Source organism: Floricoccus tropicus (assembly GCF_001832905.1).
Classification (GTDB): Bacteria; Bacillota; Bacilli; order Lactobacillales; family Streptococcaceae; genus Floricoccus; species Floricoccus tropicus.
Map to the genome: position 1 here is coordinate 80,820 of NZ_MKIR01000012.1, position 23,314 is coordinate 104,133.

At 34.7% G+C, this 23,314-nt stretch carries 18 protein-coding genes; 1 reads left to right on the forward strand and 17 read right to left on the reverse strand.

Annotated elements, in window-relative coordinates:
- Positions 1-306 precede the first annotated feature (306 nt).
- From carB to BG261_RS04075, 12 genes are all read right to left on the reverse strand, one after another.
- The gene (gene carB / locus BG261_RS04020) at positions 307-3,486 is read right to left on the reverse strand and encodes a carbamoyl-phosphate synthase large subunit (protein WP_070791887.1); all 3,180 of its coding nucleotides are present in this window, start codon (positions 3,484-3,486) and stop codon (positions 307-309) included.
- A 161-nt stretch (positions 3,487-3,647) separates the two neighbouring features.
- Positions 3,648-4,733 carry a carbamoyl phosphate synthase small subunit gene (locus tag BG261_RS04025; RefSeq protein WP_070791888.1) on the reverse strand — a complete coding sequence of 362 codons (1,086 nt, stop codon included), beginning with the start codon at positions 4,731-4,733 and terminating at the stop codon, positions 3,648-3,650.
- Between the two features lie 2 nt (positions 4,734-4,735).
- Positions 4,736-5,689: an aspartate carbamoyltransferase catalytic subunit gene (locus tag BG261_RS04030; protein ID WP_070791889.1), complete on the reverse strand. Its 954-nt coding sequence runs from the start codon at positions 5,687-5,689 to the stop codon at positions 4,736-4,738.
- An 18-nt stretch (positions 5,690-5,707) separates the two neighbouring features.
- On the reverse strand, positions 5,708-6,703 hold the full coding sequence (locus tag BG261_RS04035) for an NAD(P)/FAD-dependent oxidoreductase (RefSeq protein ID WP_070791890.1): 996 nt from the start codon (positions 6,701-6,703) through the stop codon (positions 5,708-5,710).
- 90 nt (positions 6,704-6,793) lie between these two features.
- Positions 6,794-8,074, reverse strand: a complete 1,281-nt coding sequence (locus BG261_RS04040; protein ID WP_070791891.1) for a uracil-xanthine permease family protein — start codon at positions 8,072-8,074, stop codon at positions 6,794-6,796.
- A 26-nt stretch (positions 8,075-8,100) separates the two neighbouring features.
- Positions 8,101-8,622, reverse strand: coding sequence for a bifunctional pyr operon transcriptional regulator/uracil phosphoribosyltransferase PyrR (gene pyrR / locus BG261_RS04045; RefSeq protein ID WP_070787128.1), 522 nt, complete (start codon positions 8,620-8,622; stop codon positions 8,101-8,103).
- A gap of 249 nt (positions 8,623-8,871) precedes the next feature.
- Positions 8,872-9,603, reverse strand: coding sequence for an MIP/aquaporin family protein (locus BG261_RS04050; RefSeq protein WP_070791892.1), 732 nt, complete (start codon positions 9,601-9,603; stop codon positions 8,872-8,874).
- Between the two features lie 142 nt (positions 9,604-9,745).
- Entirely contained in the window at positions 9,746-11,560 is a 1,815-nt protein-coding gene (glmS, locus tag BG261_RS04055) for a glutamine--fructose-6-phosphate transaminase (isomerizing) (protein ID WP_070791893.1), read from the reverse strand.
- Between the two features lie 226 nt (positions 11,561-11,786).
- Positions 11,787-13,190, reverse strand: coding sequence for a TPM domain-containing protein (locus BG261_RS04060; protein WP_070791894.1), 1,404 nt, complete (start codon positions 13,188-13,190; stop codon positions 11,787-11,789).
- A 131-nt stretch (positions 13,191-13,321) separates the two neighbouring features.
- Positions 13,322-14,218: an RluA family pseudouridine synthase gene (locus tag BG261_RS04065; protein ID WP_070791895.1), complete on the reverse strand. Its 897-nt coding sequence runs from the start codon at positions 14,216-14,218 to the stop codon at positions 13,322-13,324.
- Positions 14,215-14,688: a signal peptidase II gene (gene lspA, locus BG261_RS04070; protein ID WP_070791896.1), complete on the reverse strand. Its 474-nt coding sequence runs from the start codon at positions 14,686-14,688 to the stop codon at positions 14,215-14,217. Before lspA ends, BG261_RS04065 begins: the two co-directional genes overlap by 4 nt.
- A 78-nt stretch (positions 14,689-14,766) precedes the next feature.
- Positions 14,767-15,474: a hydrolase gene (locus tag BG261_RS04075; RefSeq protein ID WP_070791897.1), complete on the reverse strand. Its 708-nt coding sequence runs from the start codon at positions 15,472-15,474 to the stop codon at positions 14,767-14,769.
- A 247-nt stretch (positions 15,475-15,721) separates the two neighbouring features.
- Here BG261_RS04075 and BG261_RS04080 point away from each other — a divergent pair, with 247 nt between their 5' ends.
- On the forward strand, positions 15,722-16,867 hold the full coding sequence (locus BG261_RS04080) for an amidohydrolase (protein ID WP_070791898.1): 1,146 nt from the start codon (positions 15,722-15,724) through the stop codon (positions 16,865-16,867).
- A gap of 57 nt (positions 16,868-16,924) precedes the next feature.
- Here BG261_RS04080 and BG261_RS04085 read toward each other — a convergent pair whose 3' ends face one another.
- From BG261_RS04085 to BG261_RS04105, 5 genes are all read right to left on the reverse strand, one after another.
- A complete protein-coding gene (locus BG261_RS04085) occupies positions 16,925-17,332 on the reverse strand; it encodes a VOC family protein (RefSeq protein ID WP_070791899.1) in 408 nt (135 codons plus the stop codon).
- A gap of 31 nt (positions 17,333-17,363) precedes the next feature.
- Complete coding sequence (locus tag BG261_RS04090) at positions 17,364-18,761, reverse strand: TPM domain-containing protein (RefSeq protein ID WP_070791900.1); 1,398 nt, start codon at positions 18,759-18,761, stop codon at positions 17,364-17,366.
- Between the two features lie 120 nt (positions 18,762-18,881).
- Positions 18,882-21,305: a DNA topoisomerase IV subunit A gene (gene parC / locus BG261_RS04095; protein WP_070791901.1), complete on the reverse strand. Its 2,424-nt coding sequence runs from the start codon at positions 21,303-21,305 to the stop codon at positions 18,882-18,884.
- An 11-nt stretch (positions 21,306-21,316) separates the two neighbouring features.
- Complete coding sequence (locus BG261_RS04100) at positions 21,317-21,970, reverse strand: potassium channel family protein (protein ID WP_070791902.1); 654 nt, start codon at positions 21,968-21,970, stop codon at positions 21,317-21,319.
- Between the two features lie 8 nt (positions 21,971-21,978).
- Positions 21,979-23,310, reverse strand: coding sequence for a TrkH family potassium uptake protein (locus BG261_RS04105; RefSeq protein WP_070791903.1), 1,332 nt, complete (start codon positions 23,308-23,310; stop codon positions 21,979-21,981).
- Positions 23,311-23,314: the final 4 nt, after the last annotated feature.

The window sequence follows — 23,314 nt, forward strand, 5'->3', positions numbered from 1 at the left end:
TATTGAATTACTAAGTGCCAAGCCGTTGATAGAACTTTCGTTCATCAAGACGAAGGCAACCAAGTAAAGTAATTAATTTTAAGTCATTCAAGTATTTAGAGCTTAAAATACTGAATTACAAGGCGCCGAGCCTTAGATAGAACTTTGGTCCATCAAGACGAAGGCAACGAAGTAAGGCGATTAATTTTAACTAATTAAGTAATTTAGAGATTAAAATATTGAATTACGAGGCGACAAGCTTACGATAGAACTTTCGTTCATCGAAGCGAAGTAAACGAAGTAAGGCAATAAATTTTAAGCCTAAATTTAGATTTTGTGAACGCTGAATGAACGCGTCTCAAGCACCTTCAAGATAGCATCCGTAGTATCAAGAGCTGTAAAGAGTGGAACACCACGTTCTACAGCTTCACGACGAATGTATAAGCTATCATCATTTTCAAGGTTACGGTCAGTTCCAGTAGTGTTTACAACTGCTGCGATGCGTCCACTTGCAATTAAGCTTAAGATATCATCTTCTGCTTCACCAATCTTGTTAACGGCTTCAACATTGAGTCCCTTTTGGTTAAGGAACTTAGCAGTTCCACCTGTTGCAAGTAAGCTATATCCGATGTCAGAGAAACGTTTAGCAAGTTCATAGGCTTCATCTTTATCACTATCAGCGATTGTGAAGAGAACTGATCCAAATTCTGGAAGGTGGATATTACTTGCTTCAAAGGCTTTGTAAAGAGCTTTATCTAAAGTATCATCTGTACCCATTACTTCCCCAGTAGATTTCATTTCAGGGCCTAAAAGCGTATCAACTTTTTGAAGCTTAGTGAATGAGAAGACTGGCGCTTTAACGTGAACTTGATCGCTAACTGGTGCTAAACCATCAGCGTATCCAAGGTCTTTGATTTTCTTACCAAGGATGGCTTGTGTCGCAACTTGAGCCATTGGGATGTCAGTAATTTTGCTCAAGAACGGTACTGTACGGCTGGCACGTGGGTTAACTTCGATAACATATACTTTGTTATCATGGATTACGAACTGGATGTTCATCATTCCAAGACAGTTAAGTCCTTTAGCTAGACGTTTTGTGTAATCAACGATTGTGTCGATTGTTTCTTGGCTAAATGTTTGTGGTGGGTAAACGGCCATTGAGTCACCTGAGTGAACCCCTGCGCGTTCAATATGTTCCATGATCCCTGGGATTAGGACAGTTTCACCGTCACAGATGGCATCAACTTCACACTCTTGACCAACAAGGTATGAGTCAACTAGCACTGGATGGTCTGGGCTCGCCTTAACCGCTGTTCTCATGTAAGAACGTAAGTCTGCTTCGTTAGCAACGATTTCCATTGCGCGTCCACCAAGTACGTATGAAGGACGGATAAGAACTGGGTAACCAATAGCATTAGCGTTTGCTACTGCTTCTTCTTCGTTAGTTGCTGTTGCACCAGGAGGTTGTGGGATGTCCAAATCTTTCAAGGCTTTCTCAAACTCATCACGGTCTTCCGCACGGTCTAAATCAACTACTTGAGTTCCTAGAATCTTAACACCTGCTTTTTCAAGTGATGAAGCAAGGTTGATTGCTGTTTGACCACCAAACTGCACAACAACTCCGATTGGTTGCTCAAGTTCGATAACGTTCATAACATCTTCGAAAGTCAGTGGTTCAAAATATAATTTATCAGATACTGAGAAGTCAGTTGATACTGTCTCAGGATTTGAGTTCATAACAATTGCTTCGTAGCCAAGTTTTTGGATTGCTTTGATTGAATGTACTGTTGCATAGTCAAATTCAACCCCTTGACCAATCCTGATAGGACCAGATCCTAAAACTAGAACACTTTCCTTATCAGATTTTACTGATTCGTTTTCAATTTCATATGTTGAGTAGAAATAAGGTGTTGAGCTTTCAAACTCAGCCGCACATGTATCAACCATTTTGTAGACTGGTTTAATGTCGTTCTTCTCACGCATTTCACGTACTTTTTCTGGAGTCATTGACCAAAGATCAGCGATCTTACGGTCAGCAAACCCATTTCTCTTAGCCTCGTATAGAACTTCAGGATTGAAAACCTGTGTCTTAAGTTGTTCTTCAATTTCTACGATATGTGCTAATTTATCAAGGAAGAATAAGTCAATTTTTGTAAGTTCAGCGATTTCACTAATAGTGATACCACGACGAATTGCTTCTGAAAGGTAGAAAATACGGTCGTCCTGAACTTTAACCATTTTTTCATATAATTCATCTTCACTAGCATTTTCTGCTTCTTCAGATTCATTATGGTAAGCACCAACTTCAAGACTTCGAACTGCTTTAAGTAAGCTTTCTTCAATGTTACGACCAAGAGCCATAACTTCTCCAGTTGCCTTCATTTGAGTTCCAAGGTGACGGTCACCATGTTCAAACTTATCAAATGGGAAACGTGGAATTTTAGAAACTACATAATCAAGTGCTGGTTCAAACATTGCATAAGTTGTACCAGTTACGGGGTTCTTCATTTCATCAAGGGTGAAACCAACTGCGATTTTAGCAGCTAGTTTAGCAATTGGATAACCAGTTGCTTTTGATGCCAATGCTGACGAACGAGACACACGAGGGTTTACTTCGATTACATAGTAGTTTAATGAGTGTGGATCAAGTGCTAACTGTACATTACATCCACCTTCAATTTTAAGGGCACGAATGATTTTTAGACTTGCATCACGTAACATTTGATATTCAATATCAGAAAGTGTTTGGCTTGGAGCAAATACGATTGAATCCCCTGTATGGACTCCTACTGGATCAAAGTTTTCCATGTTACATACTACAATTGCATTGTCAGCAGCATCACGCATTACTTCATATTCGATTTCCTTGTAACCAGCGATTGATTTTTCAATCAAACATTGAGTTGCAGGTGATAATTTAAGTCCGTTGGCTGCAATTTCACGAAGTTCTTCTTCGTTATCACACATACCACCACCAGTACCTCCAAGAGTGAAGGCAGGACGAACAATGATTGGATATCCAATGATGTTAGCAAAATCAACTGCTTCTTCAACAGTATGAACGATTTCACTTTCAGGAATTGGTTGTTCAAGTTCTTCCATCAATTTTTTGAAAAGATCACGGTCTTCTGCTTGGTCGATTGCTGAAAGTTTTGTTCCTAGAAGTTCAATATTTAGTTCATCTAAGATTCCTGATTCAGCAAGTGACATTGCCATGTTAAGTCCCGTTTGTCCTCCAAGTGTTGGAAGGATTGCATCAGGTCTTTCTTTTCTGAGGATACGGCTTACAAATTCAAGAGTGATTGGTTCAATATATACTGAATCAGCAATCTCTTTATCAGTCATGATTGTTGCAGGATTTGAGTTTACAAGAACTACTTCGTAGCCTTCTTCTTTAAGAGCTAAACAGGCTTGTGTTCCTGCATAGTCAAATTCGGCAGCTTGACCAATGATGATTGGACCAGATCCGATTACCATAATTTTATTTATATCGTTACGCTTTGGCATTTCTTCTCCTTGTTATAAATTCTTCTGAGTTAAGCTAATTTCTTGATTAACTTATATTTCATTGACGGGATTCGCCTACTAGAATTTTCATAACTGCCTCACATACGACTTTGAACTGTAGTTCAAAGTTAATAAATCGTATGCTCAGCTGTTTTCAAATCCTAAACAGTAGGCTCATCACCTTTGAATATATCTATCATTTCCATGAAGTCATCAAATAAATAGCTTGCATCGTGTGGTCCAGGTGCTGCATCTGGGTGGAATTGAACTGAGAATGCTGGGAATCGTTTGTGTCGTACTCCTTCAACACTTTCATCATTAATTTCCACATGTGTAATCATCAAGTCGCTTGGAAGGTCTTCACTTGAAACAGCATATCCGTGGTTTTGTGATGTAAAATCAACACGACCTGTCGCAATTTCTCGAACTGCATGGTTAAATCCACGGTGACCGAATTTCATTTTGTAAGTTTTTGCTCCGTTTGCCATTGCAAATAATTGGTGACCCAAACAGATTCCAAAGATTGGATATTTCCCTTGAATTCCACGAATCATATCAAGTGCTTGCGGTACATCTTCTGGGTTACCAGGTCCGTTCGTAAGCATTACTCCATCTGGATTCATTTCAATAATTTCTTCAGCAGTTGTAGTATGAGGAACTACAGTCAAGTTACATTCTCTCTTAGACAGTTCACGCAGAATTGAATGTTTTAACCCAAAGTCAACAACTACGATGCTACGACCTGTACCTGGTGCTGGATAAGGAGTTTTTGTAGAAACTTGCGATACTTGATTTGTTGGAAGAACTGTTGCCTTAAGTTGGCTTTCAAGATGCTCGATTTCATCACCAACATTTGCCATTGTTGCTTTTAACGTACCGTGCTCACGGATAATTCTTGTAAGAGCGCGTGTATCAATTCCTGAAATTCCTGGAATATTTTTTCTTTTCAGAAACTCATCAAGGCTCATTTGGTTACGGAAGTTGCTAGCAAGTCTAGCGTTCTCACGTACTACCACTCCCTTACATGTTGGTGAAATTGACTCGTAATCATCGCGATTAATTCCGTAGTTACCAACTAACGGGTAAGTAAAAGTCAAGATTTGTCCGTTGTATGATTGGTCAGTAATTGATTCTTGGTAACCTGTCATTCCTGTTGAAAATACAAGTTCTCCTGTAACGTCAACATCAGCTCCAAAGGCAGTTCCTTCGAAAATTGTACCGTCTTCTAATATTAATAATCTTTTCATTCTTATTTGTTCTCCTCATCAAGCTTTTGCTGATTCCTGTAATTCATGATTGCATCAAGGATTGCCATACGAACATAGACACCGTTTGTCATTTGTTCAACAATTCTACTTTTTGGACTTTCAACTAAATCATCATCTATTTCAACTCCACGGTTAACTGGCGCTGGATGCATAATAATTGCTGTGTCCTTCAATCTGTCGTATCGTTCATGAGTTAAGCCAAACTCTTTATTATATTTAGCTTCTGAAAACTCTTCACTCCCATGATGTCTTTCATGTTGTACTCGAAGAAGCATAAGAACGTCAAGTTCTTCAATGACATCATCAAGTTGGACATGTTTACCATATTCGTCAAATTCATCAGTGTGCCACTCATCAGGTGCTATAAAATAAAGCTCAGCTCCTAGACGTTTAAGCATAATCATATTTGATTTTGCAACACGTGAGTGACTCAGGTCTCCTGCGATAGCAATCTTAAGACCATCGAAGTGACCAAATTCCTCATAAATTGTCATTAAATCAAGAAGACATTGCGATGGATGCTGTCCGCTTCCATCTCCACCGTTTACGATTGAAGATTTAATAGTTGGGCTTGCAATAAGTTCTTCATAATAACTATCTTGTGGGTGACGAATGACACAAACATCAATACCAATGGCAGACATTGTAAGTACCGTATCATAAAGAGTCTCCCCTTTATTAACCGAACTCGTTGAAGCATCAAAGTCGACCACTTTGTATCCAAGTCTTCTCTCAGCTACTTCAAAACTCTTATGAGTTCGCGTACTTGACTCAAAAAACATATTTGCTACAAATTCTTCTTTCAAAGACTGAGCAGACGGATTAGTCTTTTTATATTCCTGAGCATTTTCAACAAGTGCCATAACCTCTTCATTGGAAAGAGTTTCCATCGTTACTAGATGTTGTAAGGCAAGTTTTCCATCTTGATTTATCATTCTATTTCCTTTTCTACATTAAAAAAGTGATGTGCTATGAACGATCCTTGAATTTTTAGGATAAAGTTTTTCTACAATTTGATTTACTGCAGTAGGACCTTCACCAAAGCCTTGGGAAATTAATTTTAATTTCCCTGGGTATGTAGCTCCATCCCCTATTGCGTAAATTAGTGGCATATTTGTTTCCATTAAAGAATCAACTTCATACAATCCACGATTCTTGTTTAGGTCAATCTGCCAGTTTTTGCTGTGGCTATTATCACTTAGAAAGCCGTAATTAACTATCAACTTGTCGACAGAAATTGTTCTTTCTTCATCTTGTGACTTCACCTTAGTTAGATTTATCTCAATAGCATCTTCTGCATCTTGGATATTGTTAAATTTATATGGTGTTAAAACTTCAACACCTGAAAGGTGAAGTTGTCTTACACTTTCTTCTAAAGCTCGAAATTCTTTTCTACGATGAACAAGGTAGACCTTGTTGGCAACTTGACCAAGCATCATGGCAATATCAATGGCTGAATCACCACCACCTGCCACAACTACATCAAGTCCCTTGTAATTATCTAATTTATCTACATGGTAGAAAATTCTTTCTTCTTCATTTACCAGATTTTTATCAACATCTGCAGCTAGTTGACGGGGATTAAAACTCCCATTTCCAGTGGCAAGAATAATTGACTTAGTCTCATAAGCACCTTTATCCGTAGTAACTAGATAGTTATCACCGACTTTTTCGATGTTTGTGACCGATTGGCCAACTTTAATTTCAACTTCTGGCATTTTTTCGACCTGCTTACTCAACTGCTCAACTAGTTCACTAGCTTTCACCTTTGTATGTCCTGCAACGTCGTGTATATATTTTTCAGGATAGATGGCCTGTAATTGACCACCAACCTGAGGTAGACTTTCGATAATTTGTGTTTTCACACTTCTCATACCGGCATAAAATCCGGCGTACAGACCGACTGGGCCTGCTCCAATAATGGTAATGTCATAAATTTCCTTAGACATTTTATCCCCCTTATGATCTATATTTTGGAAAATGATTTTCCAAAATTAAGTTTATCATAAGATGATTTTCTTCTCTAATGTTTGAGCTTCTTAATGTCCTGCTTCATTTGCAGCGGTCTTTGGTAAAATCATATTTAAGAAGATTCCAAGGATTGTTGAGAAGGCCACTCCTGTGATTGCGAAGTTTCCAATTTGAAGTGTAAGGTTTCCGATACCTGATACCAAGATTACACTCGCGATTAGTAGATTACGTTTGTCGTTGAAGTCTGTTTTATTTTCAACTAAGATTCTAAGTCCACTTGCAGCGATTACACCGAAGAGTGCAATGCTTACTCCACCAAGAACTGGCGCTGGGATACTTGAAATCAATGCTGACATTTTTCCAACAAAACTTAGTAAAACTGCAAGGACTGCAGCACCCGCGATTACGAAGACACTGTATACCTTAGAAATTGCCATAACTCCGATATTTTCACCGTAGCTCGTTACTGGAGGAGCTCCGAAGAATCCTGCAATAATTTGAGCAAGTCCGTCACCTTCAAGAGTCTTATCAAGACCTGGATCTTTAAAGTAATCACGACCTGTTAGGCTATTAAGTACCATAATGTGTCCAAAGTGCTCAGTCATTGTTACAAAAGCGATTGGAGCCATCATAAGGATTGCGCTTGGATAAACCTTAACTTGGTAATCCAGGAATGGAATATCAAATGTTGGTGCCTTAATCCAAGGACTTGATGTTACGTGTGAAAAATCAACAATTGGTTGACCAATTACTTTTCCAACTACAAGTGCGAACAAATATCCAACTATAATACCTAATAAAATTGGAATTATTGAAACAAATCCTTTTCCGTACATATTGAAGAGAATTACCGCAAATACTGTGAATAGTGAAATTATCAGATATGGTAGGAAGTATTCACCATTACGATTCATGGAATCATTAACTGCATTTCCAGATAATGATAATCCAATAACCATTACTACTGGTCCTACTACGATTGGAGGAAGAATTTTATCAATCCAAGCATTTCCTGCTCTTTTTACAATCATAGCCACGATGAAGTAAACAAGTCCTCCTACCATTGCCCCTTGAGCAACAGCAGGCATACCGTCATGTTTAAGTAAGTACTGCATTGCTCCAATATAAGCAAAACTTGAACCCATGTATGCTGGAACTTTAAACTTAGTGACAGTTAAATGAGCCATTGTTCCAAGTCCACTTGAAAATAGTGCGATACTTGGATCAATTCCAACAAGAATTGGCACAAGTACAGTAGCTCCAAACATAGCAAATAAATGCTGGAAGCTTAATCCAAGTAGCAAGCCTGGTTTTGGCATGTCATGGACATCATAAATTGGTTTTTCCATTATTTAGTTTGTATCCCTTCTTGGTATTAGTCTTCTTTTCTAATTTTAATGCTATCTTCACCATCAACTTCACTTACTGTTACGATGATTTCTTCATCACGACTTGTTGGAATGTTTTTACCTACATAGTCAGCTCGGATTGGAAGTTCACGATGTCCACGGTCAACGAGTACAGCTAAGCTTACTTTTGAAGGGCGACCTAGACTTACTAGCGCATCGATTGCTGCACGAATTGTACGTCCTGTATAAAGTACATCATCAACTAAGATGATTTCTTTTCCTGTAATATCAACAGGGATTGATGTAGTATCTTCATCTGTCTTTTTATCATCACGGAACGGATTTGTATCAAGTTCTCCAAGAGGGATATCAATATTTTCTAATTGTTTAAGACGTTCTTGAATTCTTTTTGCAATATATACTCCACGAGTTTTAATACCTACAATTACTAAGTTATCTAAATCTTTATTACGTTCAATAATTTCGTAAGTGATACGTGTAATAGCACGTTTCATTGTAATTTCATCTGTGATTTCTTTAACTGACATTTTTCTCTCCTCATTTCTCTGTAGTAGATAAGACTTAACTTATCAAATGTGATATTCAGCAAAAAACACCCTGCCAGAAGGCAGGGTGTGTCTATGAAAAAGTTTACACTACAAAGTGAGTGTATACTATATAATCAATTTGGCACACCTTTACAGCCTCTCTGGACTATTCTTAAAGGTTTTACTTATTCTATCAAATTTTTTGGTAATTATCAATAGAAAAAAGAATGGAATAAATTCCATTCAATCTTAATTTTTAGCTAAATCTAAGTCAAGATCTTGATCACCTGGGTCAACTTCTGTGCCTAGTAAGCTTTTAGCTACTAATGCAGCAAGTATACCACCAACTATTGGTGCTAAGATGAATAACCAAATTTGGCTCAATGCTGTTCCTTGAACCAATACTGCTGGTGCAAGACTACGAGCAGGGTTTACTGACATACCAGTAACCGGTACACCTACAAAGTGAAGACCTGTTAATGTTAAACCAATTACAAGACCTGCTAAACTGTCATTACCTCGAGAGGGACTTGTTACTGTCATGATAACTAGTACAAAGATAAAAGTAAGAACAGCTTCCACGATAAATGCACCAGTTGCTCCAACATTAATCATTGCATCCGCACCATAAAGGTTTTGACCAAGCGCCTTTGTATCCCCACCAGCTGAATTAACTAAAGCTAGAAGTGTTAAGCTACCTGCAAATGCACCTACAACTTGTGCAATAATATAACCGATTAAGTCAGTCATATCCATTCTTTTGTTCACAAACATTGCAATTGATACCGCTGGGTTCAAATGAGCACCTGACACGGTTCCAATGCTATATGCTGCCATCATAACAGCTAAACCAAATGCTAGTGCAATACCAACAAGGCTAACAATTGAACCTGCTGCTGCTCCGCCACCAAAGACTGCTGCTGCTGTACCTACAAATACTAAGATAAATGTTCCAATAAATTCTGCAATATATTTTTTCATTTTATTGCCTCCTTACAATCTATAATAATAGCACTTTCAGTTTATCATGTAAAAAGATACACATATTTTCCTGAAATTTTCATAAATATAAAAAGAAGACAGGAATTATTCCTACCTTCTTAAGTATTAAATTTTTATAAGATTATTCAACAGTAACAGCTTTTGCAAGATTACGTGGTTTATCAACATCAAGTCCACGCGCAATTGAAGCATAATATGCAATTAATTGTGTTGGAATTACCATTGCTATTGGAGCAAGATATGGGTGAACTTCAGTAACGATAATATCATCGTCCTCTTTCGCCATACTTTCTTCAACTACTGTAAGTACATTAGCTCCACGTGCTGCAACTTCCATAATATTACCACGAGTATGAGCCGAAACTTTTGGATTGTTCGAAATTAAAGCAATTACGGGAGTACCTTCTTCAATAAGAGCAATAGTACCATGTTTCAATTCACCTGCTGCAAATCCTTCACATTGGATATATGATACTTCTTTTAACTTAAGGCTTGCTTCCATTGCAACATAATAATCTTCAGCACGTCCAATATAGAAAGCATTTCTACTATCAGCAATTACTTCATTTACTTTTTCTTCTATTAATTCTTTTTCTGACAAAGTAGCTTCAATTGATTGAGCTGCAATTGAAAGCTCTTTAACTAAATCAAAATCAAATGCTTCTGATTTATTGTTAGCTTCTCCAACTGCTTTTGCAAGGAAAGTTAGAGCTGCAATTTGTCCAGTATATGCTTTAGTTGATGCTACTGCAATTTCAGGTCCAGCATGTAGAAGCATTGTGTATGTTGCTTCACGAGAAAGAGTTGATCCTGGAACATTTGTGACTGTTAAACTTGGAATCTTTCTTTCATTTGTTTTAACTAATACTTGGCGTGAATCTGCAGTTTCTCCTGATTGAGAAAGGTAAATAAAGAATGGTTTTTCCGATAATAACGGCATATCATAGCCCCACTCACTAGCAACACCCAATTCAACTGGTGTATCAGTAAGTGCTTCAAGAGTTCTTTTAGAAGCATAACCAGCATTATAACTTGTTCCTGCTGCAATAATATAAATTCTGTCAGCATCTTGAACTGCTTTTACAATCTCAGGATCTACATTCATGCTTCCATCTTCATTAACATATTTTGTAATAAGTTTACGCATAACTGATGGTTGTTCATCAATTTCTTTCAACATATAGAAAGGATAAGTTCCTTTACCGATATCTGAAAGGTCAAGCTCAGCGATGTATGAATCTCTCTCAACTTTATTACCATCATAATCAGTAATTTCAACATTACCTTTTGTCAAGACTACTAACTCCTTATCATGAATTTCCATAAATTCATTAGTTTCACGAATCATTGCCATAGCATCAGAACATACCATATTATATCCGTCACCCAAACCAATGAGAAGCGGACTTTTATTTTTAGCAACATAGATTACATCAGAATCATTTTCATCCATCAATGCAAAAGCATATGAACCTTCAATAATATGAAGTGCTTTTTTGAAAGCTTCTATTATTGATAATCCTTCATTGGCAAACTTTGCAATTAAAGCTACTGCAACTTCTGTATCTGTTTCACTTTTGAACGGATAGTCTGATAAATATTCTGCTTTAATTTCTAAATAATTTTCAATTACTCCATTATGAACAAGTACAAATTCACCATCAGCGCTTGCATGTGGATGAGAATTTTCTTCACTTGGTTGACCATGTGTTGCCCAACGAGTATGACCAATACCTGCTGTACCTGCAACTTCCATACCAATTTTTTCTCTTAATTTAGCAATTCGACCGACTGATTTAATTAAATTCTTATTTCCTTTAGCATTATTTACAAAAATTCCTGCTGAATCATATCCACGATATTCAAGTTTTTCAAGTCCTTGCATTAAAATATCTACTGCATTATTATTCCCCACTACACCGACAATTCCACACATATCTATATCTCCCTTTAAATTGGTATATACTTTTTTATTATTTATTTTTAAAACATAGATACTATAAAACAATACATTGAAGATGTCAATAACAATTTTTATTATTGAAAATAAATTTATTGGTATACATTGATAAACAATTAACTTCTATTAAAAAAGACCTTACGGCCCTCCATACTTTAAATAAATTTATATTTAAAAATTATTTTTTGGTTATGTTCCATTTTTACCAACTGCCTCCAGAGCCTCCATCAGAATATCCTCCGCCAAAACCTCCACTGCTACTATCAAAATTTAATTTAGAGTCATTACTAGAAGTATAATCTCCAACCGATTTGCAAATATTATTATATCTATAAAGTGAGTCAGTATTATATAAATTATAATTAGTATATCCTGTAGCAAGAGTCTCTAAACCTTCATTCTTAACTGTTTTCATTATTTTTATTGCTCTTTTAATATAATCATCCATTTCTTTCTCAGTTAATTTATTAGTAAGATCTTCAAAAGTAATGTTACTTTTATATTCATTAACAATCATGGATTTAAGAATTATGAAAACTAAATTTTTCCTCTCTTCATCCAACTTTTCATATTTAGATGATTTATATAAACTATTTTCTATCTTCTTATTAATTACTTCATCATTTCTTTGAATAAATTTATTTTCAATCTCATCACTAAATCCAATTCTATCAATTTTTTCTTTTAACCATTCTAATTTTTCCCCATAAGAGATATCACTCATATATATAGGGTCTTGATCTAATCCTTTAATTTGATTAATACTCAAACTATCATTATATAAATTCTCAATTATTTTAGAACGTTCAATTAATAAATCTATTTCCTTCTCTCTATTAGTATCATCAGTAATCGTTCCCATCTTAAAATCAATATATTGTATTGGAGTAAAATATACTAAATTATAATTTTTCAAATCCGGAATAACATTTGCCATTCCCTTATCAGCAAAAATTTCAACAAGCCGATCAATAGAGACTTGCTTTTCTTCCTCTCTTTTTTTATTCTTCCTAAAGTCAAAAATAATAACGACACCAATAAAAATTAAAAATCCTATAATTATTAAGTAAATAATTTTTTTATTGAGAAAAATATATGCTAGCCAATCCAGTAAATTAAATTTTGGGGAAAAATTTAACGAATATTTACTGATATTATCCGTTATGTCATTTACAGCGTCATCATACCTTCCCATTTTTAGTTTGCTCATTACAAATTGATCATCTTGAACAATTTTAGTAGCAAAACTACTTTTTATAGGTCCACTATAGTCTGCTCCCATCGCAAAATAATATTTACGATCATTTGGAGATATAGCAAGTAATATTCCATAATTGTAACCACTGTAACCTAAACCTAAATTATTAAATTTTCTTCTAGCCACCTTATCTATTGATTCACCATTTAATCCATTTAGTGTATAAACAAAATAAACAGGGTGATGGTCCATGTACTTCATATCTTCATTTAAGGAATTTATATTTGAGATAGTCCTTTCAGACAAAATATTTGCATCATCCTGTACATACTTTGAATCTGCGAATACCCCAACACCCCCGAAAACAAAGAAAAACATAATTATTATTAGTTTGATTATTTTTTTCAATTCTTTCACCCATCTATATGTAATTATATGAATTTATGAAACTAGTATTTAACAACATTCTACACTAAAATTTATATTTTATATACAAAAAGCAGTACAATTTCTTGTACTACTTAGACTTAAATAAAAACTTAAATTTGTTCTCTTAATTTTTCAATTGCTTTTTGAAATACTTCAGGTGCTGGTGCTGTGAACTCCATCCACTCACCAGTAGTTGGGTGTTCAAAACCTAAAACTTCAGCATGAAGAAATTGTCCTTCGTTTGGTATCAAAGTTTTTCTAGGGCCGTATAATGGGTCTCCTGCTACTGGATGACCAATATAAGCCATATGGACACGAATCTGATGAGTACGTCCTGTTTCAAGTTCAAGCGAAATCAATGTATAGTCATTAAATCGTTCAATAACCTCAAAACGTGTTACCGCAGGTTTTCCACTCGCAATAACTGCCTGACTTTTACGATCTTTAGGATTGCGACCGATTGGGGCTTCAATCATTCCCTTATCACTTGGTAAATTACCATGAACAATAGCTAAATATCGACGCTTGCTTGTTTTTGCTTTCAACTGTTCTGCTAATTTTTCATGGGCAGAGTCATTTTTAGCGACCATCAAAAGTCCTGATGTATCTTTATCAATTCTATGAACGATTCCAGGACGAATAACTCCATTAATCCCTGATAAATTTTTAATTTGATGCATCAATCCATTTACTAAAGTGCCTGATGTATGACCAGCTGATGGGTGAACAACCATACCTTGTGGCTTGTTGACCACTGCAACATCATCATCTTCATATACAATATCAAGGGACAAGTCTTCAGGTAGGTATTCTAAAACTTCTTCAACTGGCTCAGTAAACTCAATCACATCACCTTCTTGAACTTTATATTTTGCTTTTGCAGCATTCCCATTAACAGTTACTTGACCATCTTTTATTAATTCATTAGTAACTGTTCGTGAGTATTTTGTTAGATCAGCCATAGCCTTATCAAGTCTACTGCCAGCTTCTTTTACAATTATCTTCATTTTTTCTTACTTTTTCCTTTCTTGCTATCTTCTCTAAAGATACAAATATAAATCAATATCAATCCAACAGTTAAAAAGGAATCCGCCACATTAAAAATCGGGAAATTAATAAAGTCTAGTTGGAACATATCAACAACATAACCAAGACGCACTCGATCAATGAAATTACCAAGAGTTCCTGCAATTATGAGAGCAATACTATATGAAATTCCATTATTTTTATTGATATTTTTAACCAAATAATAAGTACCTACTACCAAAGCTATCGCTGTTATGATGGTAAAGAACCACTGCTTGCCTTCAAACATTGACCATGCGGCACCAGTATTTTGGAGATGAGTTAAACTTAGGATATTTTTTATAAAAGGAATGCTATCTCCTAAGGGGATATTTTTCACTGTCCAAAATTTAACAAATTGGTCAGCAGCAACTCCTAAAATTATTATTAAAAGTACTAGTATTTTTTTCATAAGTCTAATTATACCATAAGAATTTTTAGTGGTGGAAAAAAATTAATTAAAAGAGAGACCATAGGCCTCAACTTTCTTCTAATACAGTTCATGATCTTCCCTGTAATGTTGCATTTTTTTGTGGAACAACTCTTCTGCTAGTCCATAACCTGTTACTGTAATGGCATTAGCTCCTGCTTCAATCGTTTCTAGAATAGATTCTTCGTTCTTGCCACCAGACGCGATGATTGCCACATCAGGATATTCATCAACTGGGAAAAATGATTTAACATGCCTGACTAATTTTGCTGTGTCTTTTCCACCAGCTACGTTGAAAATATCAACTCCCATTTTATGTAGGGAAACTAAATCACGCTCATAATCTAGTACTGTGTAGATTATCGGAACATCAATATATGAATCAACAAGCTTAATAGTTTTTTCATCTACTGGACCATTTAGAACAACTGCTGATGCACCCTTTTGATCAGCTGTCATTCCGTTTGTCGCACAACGAATTCCTGATGTTAAACCACCACCAATTCCTGCAAGAACAGGCATTCTAGCAACATTTAAGATTGATTCTAGAATCGCCATATCTGCAGTAAATGGGTAGACATTTAAGATAGCATCCGCATTTGTATTTGAAATTACAGTTACATCATTAGAGTACAAAATACTTTTTATTCTACGTCCCTTAATCATGAATCCTGATGCTTTAGAAATTACCTTAGGCATTGATATGATAGAATCACGACTTCTTAGTGTAGAATCAATATTTGGTATATGTTTTACTGGTTTTTCCATAATTTTCCCCAATTCATTTTCATTATAATTCTGATTATAGCACCAAAATTTATTTTTAAATGTTTTTGAGAAAAATTTTACATTAAATTTACTTACTGCATACTTTGAAAATATTTTTCTTCATCAATATGATATTAAGACATTTAAATTTTTTAACTTGGCATCAAATTTTTCAAAGGTAATAATATAGTTACTGAACCTTGAATTTGATATGATTGTATGTACATATAAGAAAGAGGAATTGTGAATGGCTATAGAAGAGGAATTTTTAGTTAAATTTATCGCAATAAGACATCATATTCATCAACATCCAGAGTTATCAGAACATGAATATGAAACAACTGAATATATAAAAAAATTTTTAAGAGATCTTGATATAAAAATAATCGATTCTGGTTTAGAAACTGGAGTAATTGCTGAAATTGGAAATGATAAGAATAACATTATCGGGCTTCGATGTGATATTGATGCTCTTCCAATATTTGAAGAAACTGGTCTTCCTTACGCATCGGTTAACGATGGAGTAATGCACGCCTGTGGTCATGATTTCCATACAACTTCACTTCTTGCTACTGCTGAATTATTAAAAGCTAATGAAGATAATCTCAATGGCACTGTTCGTCTTTTCTTTCAACCAGCTGAAGAAAACTTCCAAGGTTCACAGGCTGTAATTAAGACTGGTCTTCTGTCAAATTTAAATGCTCTTGTTGGCTTTCATAATTTCCCTGATTTACCTCTTGGCACTATTGGATATCGTCAAGATAAGCTAATGGCGAGTGTTGATAGAATAAAGGTCAAGATCAAAGGAGTAGGTAGTCACGCTGCTCATCCTCATGAGGGAAATGATCCAATCGTTACAGGATCACAAATAATAACCAATCTTCAAAGTCTAATATCCCGTCACATTCCTAGCAAGGAAGAAGCTGTTCTTTCTATTACACATGTCAAATCTGGCAGTACTTGGAATGTTGTACCAGATACATTTGAATTTGAAGGTACACTTAGAACTCTTAATGAAGAAATCAGGGGAAAACTTAAAAATTTATTCTACAAGACAGTTGAAAATACAGCTGATATATATGGTCAAACTGTAGATATTGAGTGGACTGAAGGTTCAGACTGTCTTGACAATGATTTGCAACTTTTCAATAAACTTGTTCCTAGTATTACTGATAACTTTTTAGATGCTATAAAAATTGAAAGCAATCTAACTGGTGAAGACTTTTCTCGTTATCATAAATATGTTCCGATATTCTTTGCCTTTATTGGTACAGGAAAAAATATTCCACTTCATAATCCTAAATTCTTAATTGATGATAAAGCATTAATTTATTCAATTAAATATTACCTTGATGTGGTTCAAAGACTACTAAATATAAAATTAGATATTTAAAAAGGACCAGAGGGTCCTTTAGACTTAAACTCTAACAAAATATCAGTTAGAGTTTTTTTAATGCCAAACTGGTTGCCAAGTTACACCAAACTTATCGACCACCCATGCTACTTTTCGATTGTCTAGAACTTTTTCAGGTCCCATCATAACACTTCCGCCATCTGATAATACCTTAAATAAATTATCAAACTCTTCTTCCGTTTGACAATCAATATAAAAAGATGTTGCCCAATTAAATGCAGGAGCGTCCCCTGGTGCCATATCCATGAACATAAACTCTTGACCTTGAATGTCTAAAATTCCATTCAAAACGCCTCCAACCATTTCTTTTGAAATATTTGGAAAATCTTCAGTAAAAAATTGAAGGTTTTTAACTGTCGTACCTGGAATATTCTCTGTGTAATATTCCATTGCTTCTTTTGCTCTTCCATCAAATGTTAAAAATATTGTAATTTTTGCCTTCATAATAATTTCTCCTTTTTTCTATATTTATAATTTACCAAGTACCACCTGAACTACCGTCTGAATATCCACTACTATCAAAACCACCACCACTACTATCAAAAAATGAATCTGATTCATGAGGTGAGTATGTATATATCAAAGAATTAATTGAATTGTATCTGTAAAGTGAATCTGTATCATAAATATTGTGATCATTATAATCACTCATAATTATATCAGCTCCCTCAGATTTTAAGGTATGAGCTTTTTTAATTGCTTGCTTCGTATATCGCTCCATATTGCTATTAATTATATTATCATTTATATTTTCTTTAGTAATGATATTACTAAAATCATTAACAATGATTGACATTAATATAGTTTTTACCAAATTTTTCTTCTCATCGCTAAACTTGTTATACTTCTTATTTCTGGAAAGGGATTCTTCCATCTTATTATTAATTATTTCGTTATTTTCTCTAATATATTTAGCCTCAATTTCGTCATTCAAACCAATATTTGCAATATTTTCATTTATTCTTTTAAGTCTTACTTCATAAGATTCATTGAAGGTGTAATTTGCTCGGCTAGAAAGCTCCTTAAGTTGATTGATACTATATGTTTCATTATAAAGTTCTTCAATAGTTTTAGTACGCTCAACCAGTAAATCTATTCCTCTTTCTTCATCATCAAATGGTGATAAATTTTCCCAATATCTTATATATTCTTCTGGAGTAAGATGTACAAGTTCATCATTTATTATATCAGTGATATTTTCTGTTAATCCTTTGTCTGACAATTTTTCCACTAATGCATCTATTCTTTTCTGATAATTTTTATGATATTTCCTTATTTTATTAAAAGCAACCATAATAATACTGATTATAATAAATGAAAAGCTACCCCAAACTAAATATTTTTTTTCGACAATATCAGAACTTTCATTTGATACTTCCTGATCAATATTTTTTGAATAATTCATTGAAAAATCTCTTACATTATTAGTTATATTATTTACCGCTGAATCATAATTTTCAGACTTTAATTCACTTATTATATTTGAATCCTTTCCCACTATGTTTGTAGCAATCAATTTTTTTGTTGAAGGATTATAATCCGCACCCATTGCAAAATAATATTCACGTGCATTGGGTGATATAGCAAATAAAATACCATTATTATAGCCCTTATAACCAAGTCCTAATTCATCAAACTTTTTTGTAGCTATTTCTTTAAGTGATCGTCCTTGTAAATCATTAAGTGTATAAACAACATATACTGGATGATGGCTCATATTTACCATCTCACTATTTAATGAATCAATATTTGAAATTGTACTTTGACTTAGAATTTTAGCATCATCAACTACATATTTTGAATCTGCAAAAACTACAATATTAGTGAACATTATCGTCATTAGAATAACAATAAAACTTATAAACTTTTTCATAAAAATCTCCTAATGGACTAACTCTAATTTTTTATATACTAAATTTATAACTACATTATAGCTTAATATATAGAAATATATAGAAAAAAATCGAGTTTCCTCGATTTTCAATTTATATTATTATTCAGCATCAATTTCGATAACGTCCTTGACACCTTTTTCCTTATCTTCATCAAAGATAAAGCTTCCGTTACTAGTTCTTTCACTGTAACCAAGGTCTGTTGGATGAATATCAAATTCATGTAACATTTCTGAAATTACTCTAAGATTAGTATTTTCCAATACATTACCTGCTGCGAACACTCTATGTGGTGTTTTCTTAAGTTCACGTAAAACTAAAAGTCCACGATTTGCACGACTAGTAACCGGTATTTCTGATACCTTCATTTTCTTAAAGGCACCACGTTGAGTTAGTAGGTACATATCTGGTGATTTAAGAAGAAACGCTGAAGAAATCACATCTTCATCTTTTAAGTTCATCGCCTTAACACCAGCAGCTTTTGCACCAACAACTGGTACTTCACTTATACCAAAATGAAGTGCATATCCACGATAAGATACTAGCATTACTTCATCAAGTTCTTCAATTGGACCAACTGCAAGTACCACATCTTCTGTTGATTTTAACTTAGCATATTTTGTTGACTTAGACTTATATGTACGCCATGGCTTGAATTCGCTCATTGATACTCGTTTAATTTGACCAAGTTTTGTTACTGCATATAGTAACTCGTCATTAATTTCTTCAAAATTAGTAACTATTTGGGCAAATATAACACGCTCTTCAGACTCAAAGTTAGTTAAAGACTGCGATAAATGTTCCCCAGTTTCTTTCCAACGAATATCTGGAAGCTCATGAATTGGTCGATAGATAACATTACCTAAGTTAGTAAAAATCAACAAATGTGAAGTCGTTTTGGTATTTTCCAAAAGAACCAACTTGTCTTCTTCTTTCTTACCCAGCTCCTCTATTTGACTAGATGCAAAACTTCTAGGAGTCGTACGCTTGATGTAACCATCACGGGTAACTGTCACATAAGTTTCTTCTTCGACAATCAGGCTCTCTGCTTTAATTTCAACGTTTTCCACTTGGTCAACCAAGTTACTTCTACGAGGATTAGCAAATTTCTTTTTGACCTCGCGTAGCTCACGCTTCATCAAATTGAACATGGTTCTCTCATCATCAATAATTGCCTTAAGGGTCATTATTTGGTCTTTAAGCTCAGCGTCTTCCTTTTCAAGGGTCACGATATCTGTATTTGTTAAACGATAAAGTTGCAAGGTAACGATTGCTTCTGCTTGCTCTTCTGAAAAGTCATATGAAATCTTCAGATTTTCTTTTGCATCCGCCTTACTATCACTTGCTCTGATTAAGGCAATAACTTCATCAAGAATACTTAAAACACGAACTAAACCTTCAACAATATGAAGACGTCTTTCTGCCTTTTTAAGGTCGTAACGACTGCGAGAAACTATAATGTCCTTACGGTGACTAATGTAGGCTCTAAGTACTTCAATCACTCCAACTTGAGTTGGTGTCATATTATCAATGGCAACCATGTTGAAGTTGTAGTTTGTCTGTAAGTCTGTGTATTTATAAAGATAATTAAGAATTAGTTGCTCATCAGCTTCTTTTTTTAGCTCAATTGCGATTCTTAAGCCATCGCGGTCAGACTCATCACGAACTTCAGCAATTCCAGCAACTTTTTGATTAACACGCACATCATCAATTTTCTTGACTAATGTTGCCTTGTTTACTTCATAAGGAATTTCTGTAACAATAATTTGTTTCTTACCAGCCTTAAGATTTTCAATCTCAGTCTTACTTCTTACAACAATACGTCCTTTACCAGTTTCATAAGCACGTTTAATTTCATCTTTACCTTGAATGATACCACCTGTTGGAAAATCAGGTCCAGGTAAAATTTCCATCAATTTATCTACTTTGACAGATGGGTGATCAATCATATAAATTGCTGAATCAATAACCTCACCTAAGTTATGAGGTGGGATTTCTGTCGCGTAACCAGCTGAAATTCCTGTTGATCCATTAACTAAAAGATTAGGATACGCAGCTGGAAGAACAGTTGGTTCTTTCTCAGTATCATCAAAGTTCCAGGCAAATGGAACTGTTTCTTTTTCAATATCTTGAAGTAAATGAAAAGATATTTCGCTAAGTCGAGCTTCTGTGTAACGCATAGCAGCGGGTGGATCACCATCCATTGAACCATTATTACCGTGCATCTCTATTAATGGTTCACGCATCTTCCAATCCTGACTCATACGAATCATTGCTTCATAAATTGAAGAGTCCCCATGAGGATGGAAGTTACCCATAACATTACCAACTGATTTGGCAGATTTACGATAACCCTTATCAAAGGTATTTCCATCCTTGTTCATTGAATACAAGATACGACGTTGTACCGGTTTCAATCCATCTCGGATATCCGGTAAAGCACGCTCTTGAATTATATATTTTGAATAACGTCCAAAACGTTCTCCCATAATATCTTCGAGAGACAAATTTTGTATATTTGACATTTTTTCTCCTACTAAATCATATTACTAAGTTGAGATACTGCTTTCTTCTTACCTACTACATAAATGAAATCACCTACATGTAAGATTGTATCCCCGGCACCAATTTCAGTTGTTCCATCGGTGTGCCTAACCATTGAAACATTTATTTCATGCTTGTCATGGAAGTTAATATCTGATATTTTTCTTCCTTCTAATTTCGGACTGTTTACCTTCATTTCAGCAAACATCATATCATGCGAAATTTCGAAGTACTCGAAAATATTCTTGTTAACCAGTCTTTCCGCAAGTCTTCGCCCTGCATCAGCCTCTGGCTGAATAATAACATCAGCACCAACCTTGGCTAAAACCTTGGCTTGAATTGATGTAGCAGCCTTTGCAACAACCATTTTTGCCCCTAGCTCTTTGGCTAAAAGAGTTGTAAGTGTACTTGATTGTTCATTTTCACCAATAGCTACCACAACATAGTCAAAATTTCCAATACCGACACTTTCAAGCATTCTTTCATCTTGAGCATCACCAATTATAGCTTGAGTTGCAATATCCATGTAATCATTTACTATATCTTCATTTCGGTCAATGGCTAATACTTCTTGCCCTCTTTCAGCAAGCCCCTTAACTACACTACCACCAAAACGCCCTAATCCTATTACTGCATATGATTTCATAAAGTCTCCTATCCGATAATTACTTGTTCTTCTGGGTATTTAAAGTAACTTTCCCTCTTATCGCTATGGTTAATTGAATATATAATTGTAAACAAACCAATACGGCCAACAAACATCAAGATAATAATTAGTATTTTACCAAAAACTGATAAATCTGGTGTCATTCCCATTGAGAAACCTGCCGTTGAAATTGCTGCTACAACTTCAAAAAAGATATATTCGATACCATTATAAATCGGCAATTTTTCAGTCATAAGTAGAACAAATGAACTTGCAAAGGTTACTGTCATATAAAGGAATATTACTTCGTAAACCTGTCTCACTGTATGTGTTGGAATCGTTCTGTAGTGATAAGTGGTAACATCTTCTCTACGTAAAATTGAGCGAATATTCAAAAGTAAAACTCCAAAAGTTGTAGTTTTTATCCCACCAGAAGTTGATCCACTTGTACCACCAATGAACATCAAGATCATAGTCAATAAGACACTTGAATACGGCATTTTATTATAATCATAAATATTAAATCCAGCAGTCCTTGGACTCACTGCAAGAAAGAAGTTCTGACTAAAGTAATCAAGAATGTTACCATCAAAATTCCCTGCATCAATTAGCATAAACATAAGAGTACCGCCAACTACCAAAAGAGCAGTCATAACTAATGCAATCCTCGTATGTAAACTAAGTCTCGGATTATTACGATAATTAAGCAAATCCATCCAGATAATAAATCCAAAACCCCCTGATAAAATTAAAAGGGACATTACTATTAAGATGTAAGGATCATTCGCAAAATCCATTAGCGAATTACCAAATAAGTCAAAGCCTGCATTTGAAACTGCAGATACCGAATGAAAAATACTATACCAGATTCCTTTTTCCCAACCAAACATTGGAACAAAAGAAAATCCCAAAAGAATAGCTCCTACAATCTGAATAATTGCCATCATCTTAATAATGTAATTAATAAGCTTAAATGCTTGACCTGAATTAGCAAAATTATAGGATTCTTTGATTACCATGGAATATTTAAGCGAAGGGTTTTGACCAGTTATAGTTAATAGAATAACAACAACAGTCATAAAACCAAGTCCACCAATTTCATTCATTAATAATATCATGACCTGGCCAAAAAATGACCAATGATAGGCTGTTGGTAATGTTGTAAGTCCTGTAACACAAGTCGCACTGGTTGCTGTAAAAATAGCATCTAATAATGATGTACTTTCTCCCGATTTTGTAGCAATTGGTAGCATCAATGAGATAGTACCAACTACAATAATAATCAAAAAGCTTATAGCAATTATCTGTGCAGGCTTCAGTTTATTTAATATCGTCTCCATAACA

Coding starts and splice junctions, on each gene's coding strand:
- carB (WP_070791887.1), bottom strand. CDS start 3,486: ATGCCAAAGCGTAACGATATAAATAAAATTATGGTAATCGGATCTGGT.
- BG261_RS04025 (WP_070791888.1), bottom strand. CDS start 4,733: ATGAAAAGATTATTAATATTAGAAGACGGTACAATTTTCGAAGGAACT.
- BG261_RS04030 (WP_070791889.1), bottom strand. CDS start 5,689: ATGATAAATCAAGATGGAAAACTTGCCTTACAACATCTAGTAACGATG.
- BG261_RS04035 (WP_070791890.1), bottom strand. CDS start 6,703: ATGTCTAAGGAAATTTATGACATTACCATTATTGGAGCAGGCCCAGTC.
- BG261_RS04040 (WP_070791891.1), bottom strand. CDS start 8,074: ATGGAAAAACCAATTTATGATGTCCATGACATGCCAAAACCAGGCTTG.
- pyrR (WP_070787128.1), bottom strand. CDS start 8,622: ATGTCAGTTAAAGAAATCACAGATGAAATTACAATGAAACGTGCTATT.
- BG261_RS04050 (WP_070791892.1), bottom strand. CDS start 9,603: ATGAAAAAATATATTGCAGAATTTATTGGAACATTTATCTTAGTATTT.
- glmS (WP_070791893.1), bottom strand. CDS start 11,560: ATGTGTGGAATTGTCGGTGTAGTGGGGAATAATAATGCAGTAGATATT.
- BG261_RS04065 (WP_070791895.1), bottom strand. CDS start 14,218: ATGAAGATAATTGTAAAAGAAGCTGGCAGTAGACTTGATAAGGCTATG.
- lspA (WP_070791896.1), bottom strand. CDS start 14,688: ATGAAAAAAATACTAGTACTTTTAATAATAATTTTAGGAGTTGCTGCT.
- BG261_RS04075 (WP_070791897.1), bottom strand. CDS start 15,474: ATGGAAAAACCAGTAAAACATATACCAAATATTGATTCTACACTAAGA.
- BG261_RS04080 (WP_070791898.1), top strand. CDS start 15,722: ATGGCTATAGAAGAGGAATTTTTAGTTAAATTTATCGCAATAAGACAT.
- BG261_RS04085 (WP_070791899.1), bottom strand. CDS start 17,332: ATGAAGGCAAAAATTACAATATTTTTAACATTTGATGGAAGAGCAAAA.
- BG261_RS04090 (WP_070791900.1), bottom strand. CDS start 18,761: ATGAAAAAGTTTATAAGTTTTATTGTTATTCTAATGACGATAATGTTC.
- parC (WP_070791901.1), bottom strand. CDS start 21,305: ATGTCAAATATACAAAATTTGTCTCTCGAAGATATTATGGGAGAACGT.
- BG261_RS04100 (WP_070791902.1), bottom strand. CDS start 21,970: ATGAAATCATATGCAGTAATAGGATTAGGGCGTTTTGGTGGTAGTGTA.
- BG261_RS04105 (WP_070791903.1), bottom strand. CDS start 23,310: ATGGAGACGATATTAAATAAACTGAAGCCTGCACAGATAATTGCTATA.